8 protein-coding genes are annotated in these 7,336 nt (G+C 36.5%); all 8 read left to right on the forward strand.

All coding sequences use genetic code 11. The features are described 5' to 3' along the window. Positions 1-57 precede the first annotated feature (57 nt). Positions 58-1,050, forward strand: a complete 993-nt coding sequence (gene plsX, locus GXX20_12410) for a phosphate acyltransferase PlsX (protein ID HHW32449.1) — start codon at positions 58-60, stop codon at positions 1,048-1,050. Further along, positions 1,040-2,035 carry a ketoacyl-ACP synthase III gene (locus GXX20_12415; GenBank protein HHW32450.1) on the forward strand — a complete coding sequence of 332 codons (996 nt, stop codon included), beginning with the start codon at positions 1,040-1,042 and terminating at the stop codon, positions 2,033-2,035. Before plsX ends, GXX20_12415 begins: the two co-directional genes overlap by 11 nt. Before the next feature lie 36 nt (positions 2,036-2,071). Continuing rightward, positions 2,072-3,007 (forward strand): ACP S-malonyltransferase, encoded by a 936-nt coding sequence (fabD, locus tag GXX20_12420; GenBank protein ID HHW32451.1) that lies wholly within the window; start codon positions 2,072-2,074, stop codon positions 3,005-3,007. Between the two features lie 37 nt (positions 3,008-3,044). Beyond that, positions 3,045-3,788, forward strand: a complete 744-nt coding sequence (gene fabG / locus GXX20_12425; protein HHW32452.1) for a 3-oxoacyl-[acyl-carrier-protein] reductase — start codon at positions 3,045-3,047, stop codon at positions 3,786-3,788. Between the two features lie 85 nt (positions 3,789-3,873). After that, the gene (gene acpP / locus GXX20_12430; GenBank protein ID HHW32453.1) at positions 3,874-4,101 is read left to right on the forward strand and encodes an acyl carrier protein; all 228 of its coding nucleotides are present in this window, start codon (positions 3,874-3,876) and stop codon (positions 4,099-4,101) included. Positions 4,102-4,400: 299 nt separating this feature from the next. Continuing rightward, a complete protein-coding gene (fabF, locus tag GXX20_12435; GenBank protein HHW32454.1) occupies positions 4,401-5,633 on the forward strand; it encodes a beta-ketoacyl-ACP synthase II in 1,233 nt (410 codons plus the stop codon). Positions 5,634-5,666: 33 nt separating this feature from the next. After that, the gene (locus tag GXX20_12440) at positions 5,667-6,389 is read left to right on the forward strand and encodes a ribonuclease III (GenBank protein HHW32455.1); all 723 of its coding nucleotides are present in this window, start codon (positions 5,667-5,669) and stop codon (positions 6,387-6,389) included. A gap of 147 nt (positions 6,390-6,536) precedes the next feature. Beyond that, positions 6,537-7,336: AAA family ATPase (locus tag GXX20_12445; GenBank protein ID HHW32456.1), on the forward strand; the 800-nt coding region annotated here is incomplete at its 3' end.

Genomic DNA, 7,336 nt, shown 5'->3' on the forward strand with positions numbered 1-7,336 from the left:
ATAATCTATGGAATATGGAATACGGGAGTGAATTAAGTGCTTATATTAGTTGATGCAATGGGTGGAGATAATGCTCCTGAAGCGATTGTAAATGGATGTATTGATGCAATAAATAGTAAAGATGGATTTGATGTAATGCTTATTGGTGATAGTGAGCAGATAAATGAAGTTCTCAGAAAGAAAAAATTTTCAAGTCCTCGGCTTAAAATTTATCATACCGATGAAGTTATTACAAACGAAGATATTCCGACTAAAGCCATTAAAACAAAGCAAAACTCATCCATGGTTGTTGGTTTTAAACTGCTGAAAGATGGTGAAGGAGATGTATTTCTTTCAGCAGGAAATTCAGGTGCCCTGTTGACAGGTGCATTACTTATATTAGGCAGAATAAAGGGCGTTGACAGGCCGGCATTAGGTGCTGTTATTCCAGCTAAAAACGGAAATGCATTGATTATTGATGCTGGTTTGAATTCTTCCTGTAAACCAATTAATTACCTTCAATTCGGATTATTTGGCAGCTTGTACATGAAAAAGCTTTATGATATAAAGAATCCTACCGTTGGATTGCTTAATGTTGGAGCTGAATCGGGCAAAGGCAATGAGTTAATAAAGCAGGCTTATGGGCTTCTATCAAACTCAAATCTTAATTTCATAGGAAACATAGAGGGTAAGGACATTCCTGAAGGTAAAGTACATGTTGCGGTTTGCGATGGATTTACGGGAAATGTTTTATTAAAGTTTTATGAAGGTGCTGGTACGTTTTTCTTTGGCTTAATAAAAAGTATTTTTACTCATAATATTTTCACAAAACTTTCTGCATTGCTGCTGAAGAAAAATTTAAAGAATTTAAAAAGTTTGTTAGATCCGGATGTTTTGGCAGGTGCACCTATATTGGGAGTTAACGGCCTTGTAATTAAAAGTCATGGAAATTCAAAAGCCAGGACTATAAAATATGCTTTGCTTAAGGCATATAAATTTGCCGAAGGATCCATGCTAGATCATATTAAAGAGGAATTAAAGAATTTGGAGGTTATAAGTAGTGGAGATTAATGGTAAAGCAGTAGGTATTCTGGGACTGGGAAGTGATGTGCCTGGTAAAGTGCTGACTAATTATGATCTAGAAAAAATCGTTGAAACCAGTGACGAATGGATTAAAAAAAGAACTGGCATATCTGAAAGACGGATACTGGATGAAAAAACACCTGCTTATGTTTTAGGAGTTAATGCGGCAAAGGAAGCCATCAGGAATGCTGGTTTAACCCCTGAAGATATTGATTTGATAATTGTTACCACGGAAGCTCCTGATTACCTTACGCCGGCAACTTCATGCATAATACAGAAATATTTAGGAGCGACAAAAGCAGCTGCTTTTGATTTAAATGCCGCATGTACAGGCGCAATGTATGGGATGACAGTAGCAAAACAATTTATTACAACAGGATATTATAAATATATTTTAATAGTTGCCTGTGAAGGCCTGTCCAGAGTCGTTGACTGGGAAGACAGAAATACCGCTGTTTTGTTTGGAGATGGTGCGGGTGCTGCTGTACTTGGCCCGGTGGAGAATGGCTATGGAATAATGGCTACATATCTTGGTTCAGATGGGAGTCTGGGGCATAACATCACAATTCCCTGCTGCTACATTAACGAAGATGAAATATCTAAGCGAAAACATGAGAATAAACGCGTTTTATGGATGGACGGCGGTGAAGTATTTAAATTTGCAGTAAGGGTGATGGTTACAGCAACCGAAACTTTGTTAGAAGATTCTGGCATTTCCCTGAATGATGTCAAACTAATTATTCCGCATCAGGCAAATATCAGGATAATTGAAGGCGCTTTAAAACGTTTAGACTATCCAATTGAGAAGGTATTTATTAATCTTCATAAGTATGGCAATATTTCCTCTGCTTCTATACCAGTTGCATTGCATGAAGCCTATAAGGGCGGACTTATAGATAAAGGAGACTATATTATTTTGGTTGGCTTTGGAGGAGGATTAACATGGGGTTCTATGTTAATTAAATGGATTTGATTGATTATTTACCACGATTTGATGGAGGTAACAGGCATGGGTAAATTAGCGTTTGTTTTCCCGGGGCAGGGAGCTCAGTATGTGGGAATGGGTAAAGATATTTCAATGAAATATAAAGCTTCGGATAGAATTTTTGACGAAGCATCTGAAGCATTGGGCTATGATCTTAAAAAAATTGTTTTTGATAGTGATGAAGAAACTTTAAAGATTACAGAGAACACACAACCTGCAATATTATCCACAAGTATAGCATGCCTTCAGCCATTCATTGAAAAAGGCATAATACCTGATGTAGCTGCGGGCTTAAGTTTAGGAGAATATTCTGCTCATGTTGCAGCAGGAACTATCAGTTTTAAAGATGCGGTCAATCTGGTAAGGATAAGAGGAAAATTAATGCAGGAAACTGTCCCTGTGAGAGTAGGGACTATGGCAGCAATAATAGGATTAGATGATAATACTGTAATAGAACTTTGTAAGGAGGCCTCTTCTGTAGGCGTAGTTGAGCCGGCTAATTTTAATTGCCCCGGTCAGGTGGTCGTATCTGGCGAAATAAAGGCTGTTGAAAAGGTTGCAGAACTTAGTAAGGAAAAAGGAGCCAAAAGAGCATTAATTCTTCCAGTGAGTGCACCTTTCCATTGCAGCATGCTGAACGAAGCCAGCGAAAAACTGGCTGTAGAGCTTGAGAAAATTCAATTTCATGATATGAGCTTTCCTGTAGTAAGTAATGTAACCGCAGAATATATATATGATAAATCGATAGTAAAAGATCTTTTAATCAAACAGGTGAATCATCCTGTACTTTGGCATAAATCTGTTGTTAATATGATTAGCCAGGGCGTTGATACTTTTATTGAAATAGGACCTGGAAAAGCTTTATGTGGCTTTATTAAAAAGATTGATAATAAGGTTAAGGCTATAAATGTAGGAGATGTTGAGTCGCTGGAGAAAGCATTTAGTGAGCTGGGAATATAAAGGATAAATGAATATTTACCTAAGGAGGTAATATACTATGTCTTTAAAAGGGAAAACAGCCCTTGTTACAGGAGCAGGAAGAGGTTTGGGAAAAGCAATTGCATTGAAACTTGCACAAATGGGAGCAAACATAGTCCTGAATGATATTGTAAATTCAGATTCTGTTGATTCTACAGCAAAAGAGTTTACTGAGGCAGGTTATAATGTAATTGTAATAAAAGGGGATGTAAGAAACACTGAAGATGTTGAAAATATGATGAAGAAAACTGTTGAAGTATTTGGAAGCCTCGATATTTTAGTTAATAATGCAGGAATAACGAGAGATACTCTTTTACTTAAAATGACAGAAAAAGATTGGGAGGATGTTATTGGCATTAATTTAACAGGTGCTTTCATTTGCACAAAAGCAGCTGCAAAAATAATGGTAAAGCAAAGAAGTGGCAAAATAATCAATATATCCTCAGTAGCCGGAGTAATGGGTAATCCTGGCCAGGCAAACTATTCAGCATCGAAAGCAGGATTGATTGGGCTTACTAAATCAACAGCAAAGGAGCTGGCTTCAAGGAATATTACATGTAATGCTGTGGCACCGGGACTTATTGTAAGTAAAATGACAGATGTATTACCAGATAAGGTCAAAGAAAACTATTTGAACAGCATTCCGCTCAAAAGGTTCGGGACGCCTGAAGATGTGGCTAATGTTGTTGGTTTTCTTGCATCAGATGATTCAAATTATATTACAGGTCAGGTAATACATATTGACGGTGGGCTGGTAATGTAATAATATCTTTAGTGTAAAAGGCACGGACTTTTACGCTTGGAATAATCATTATATTATTGTACCCTTTTCGAGAGGAGGTGAAATTATGATTTTTGAAAGAGTTAAGAAAATCATTGTTGAGCAGTTAGGTGTTGATGAAGACGATATTACAATGGAATCTTCCTTCATAGACGATCTAGGTGCTGATTCATTAGATATTGTTGAATTAATAATGGCCCTTGAAGAGGAGTTTGAACTTGAGATACCTGATAGCGAGGCTGAAAAGATTACTACAGTTGGTGATGCTGTAGAATATATTAAAAATAATACTTAAAAAAGTCCCTTTGAAAGGGACTTTTTTAGTAATTTACATTTTTATCCATTTAATATAATTAATAAATATATAAATATACATTTTTTTATATTACAGCAAAAATAATCTCACTTCTGTAAGTAGAAGATGGATTTTAAATATAAACTAGGGTAAGAACTACCCGGTGTGAGACTGGTGGACGCAGTAGGTAACTAGGTAACAAGGCGTATGAAGCGAGAATCTCCACTTTCTGTTAGAGGGAGTGGTTCAATGCCCTTTAAGATAGATCATTAGATCCATAGATTATTCAGGAGGTTACCATGAAAAGACGAGTTGTAGTTACTGGTATGGGGGTAATTTCACCTGTTGGCATAGGAGTTGAGGAATTTTGGAATTCAATTAAGGCAGGTAAGTCAGGAATAAGCCATTTAACCAGGTTTGATGTTACAAATTACCCAGCAAAAGTTGGCGGAGAGATAAAGGATTTTGATCCGACTAAATATATTGAGAAAAAAGAAGCAAGAAGAATGGACAGATATTGCCAATATGCCGTGGCAGCTGCCATAATGGCTCTAGAGAACTCAGGCATTGATCTTGACAGTATAGATCATGATAGAATGGGAGTAATTGTTGGTTCAGGCATCGGTGGAATTGAAACTTTGGAAGAACAATATAATGTTTTAAATACAAAAGGCCCTGGGAGAGTTAGTCCTTTCTTTATACCAATGATGATCGCCAATATGGCATCAGGGCAGATAGCTATAAGATTTGGTGCTAAAGCGATAAATGAATGTGTTGTTACAGCATGTGCTACCGGAACAAACGCCATTGGAGATGCTTATAAGGTAATCCAAAGAAATGCAGCAGATATTATGATCACTGGAGGAAGTGAAGCTTCAATTACACCTTTGTCAGTTGCAGGGTTTTGCAGTATGGGAGCTCTTTCTAAGAATCCTGATCCTGAAACAGCTTGCAGACCATTTGATTTAGATAGAGACGGTTTTGTTATGGCTGAAGGGGCTGGAATATTAATTCTTGAGGAATTAGAGCATGCAAAAAACAGGGGAGCCAATATTATAGCTGAAATAGTCGGATATGGATCTAATGATGACGCATATCACATAACGGCTCCTTCTGAGGGTGGAGAAGGTGCTGCAAGATGTATGATGGAAGCTATAAATGACGCAGGAATTAGCCCTGATGAAATTGGCTATATTAATGCACATGGAACTTCTACAGATCTTAATGACAGAACTGAAACTATGGCGATAAAAAAGGTTTTTGGTGAGCATGCATATAAGTTGGCTGTCAGTTCAACAAAGTCAATGACTGGACATATGCTTGGTGCTGCCGGGGCGGTAGAGGCCATAATAACAGTAAATGCACTTAAAGATGGTTTTCTTCCCCCAACTATAAACTATAAAACTCCTGATCCAGAGTGTGATTTAGACTATGTACCCAACAAGGGAAGAAAAGCAGATATTCAGTACGCTCTTTCAAACTCATTTGGCTTTGGAGGGCATAATGCAGTTTTGCTTTTTAAGAAGTACTGATTCTAAGTACTTAAGAAAAGCTTTGGAGGAAATATGAGCTGTAAAATTCATATACCTGAAGAAAATATTATTGAAATTGAAAAGAGTATTAACTACACTTTTAAGGATAAAAGAAATCTAATATTAGCCTTAACACACAGTTCCTATGCAAATGAAGTGAAGGCCGGTAAACTAGATAATAATGAAAGGCTGGAGTTTCTAGGCGATTCAATACTAAATGCGACCATAAGTGAGACATTGTTCTTTAGATGTGAAGAATTAAACGAGGGTGAACTGACAAAAATCAGGGCTAATATTGTTTGCGAAGCCTCACTAAAAAAGTGTGCTGACAAAATTGAATTAGGTAAACATTTATTGCTTGGGAAAGGCGAAGAATTAACTGGTGGACGCACAAGAGCATCCGTTTTGTCGGATGCTTTTGAGGCTTTAGTTGGTGCTATTTTTATTGATGGAGGTATTAATGCAGTCCATAACTTTATTTTAGATAAAATGGAAAACATAATAAATGATTCGGTAAACGGTATTATATTCACTGATTACAAAACAACCCTTCAAGAAATTATTCAAAGCAGCGGAGATAAAAAAATAACATATGAAATTGTCTCAGAAAAAGGACCAGATCATGATAAGTTATTTGAGGCTGAAGTTCTGGTAAGCAATGATGTGATGGGCAGAGGTATTGGAAAAAGCAAAAAAGAAGCAGAACAGAATGCAGCTAAAAATGCTCTTGAAAAAATATCCAAGAACGAAAAATAATATTTCCTGGAACAATAAAAAACCATGATTCATCATACTGCCATTAACGAGTGACTTTACGCAGATAAAAATTTTTCTACTGTAGAAAAATTTTCTATTTATGCGTTATAATAGTCATTGTATGTAATTAATAATGGGGTGTTATATTTGTATCTTAAGAAACTGGAAATTCAAGGGTTTAAATCCTTTGCAGATAAAATATCATTAGAGTTCGGTTCGGGTATTACTTCAGTGGTAGGACCCAATGGAAGCGGAAAGAGCAATATTGCGGATGCTATTAGATGGGTACTGGGAGAACAGAGCATTAAGACTCTCAGGGGAAGCAAAATGGAAGATGTTATATTTGCAGGCACTGAACAACGAAAGCCACTGGGTTTTTCTGAGGTTTCCATCACTTTAGACAATTCTGATGGAGTGCTTCCTGTTGATTATTCTGAAGTTACAGTAACCAGAAGGGTATTTAGATCAGGTGAAAGCGAATATTATATCAACAAGACGTTATGTCGTCTTAAAGACATTAATGAACTGTTTCTTGATACTGGACTTGGAAAAGACGGGTATTCAGTAATAAGTCAGGGTAAGATAGATGAAATACTCAGCACAAAATCAGAAGACAGAAGACGTATTTTTGAAGAAGCTTCGGGTGTAATGAAATATAAAGTAAGAAGGCAGGAAGCAGAAAAAAAGCTAGAATTAACTAAACAGAATCTGCTAAGAATAAAAGATATTTCAAGTGAATTAGAAGCCCAACTTGAGCCTCTAAAGAAGAGTTCAGAAGACGCAAAAAAGTACCTTAGTCTTCGTGAGAAATTAAAAGAGTTAGAGGTTAATGTATTTATTGACTCAATAACAAAACTTAAGGAAAAAGTAAAAGAGTTTGACAGTCAGCTTGATTCAATTAAGGATGATATTTCCAGTACAAGACAGAAATTAGAAATCTTTACAAG

This window comes from Clostridiaceae bacterium (genome assembly GCA_012840395.1).
Classification (GTDB): domain Bacteria; phylum Bacillota; class Clostridia; order Acetivibrionales; family DULL01; genus DULL01.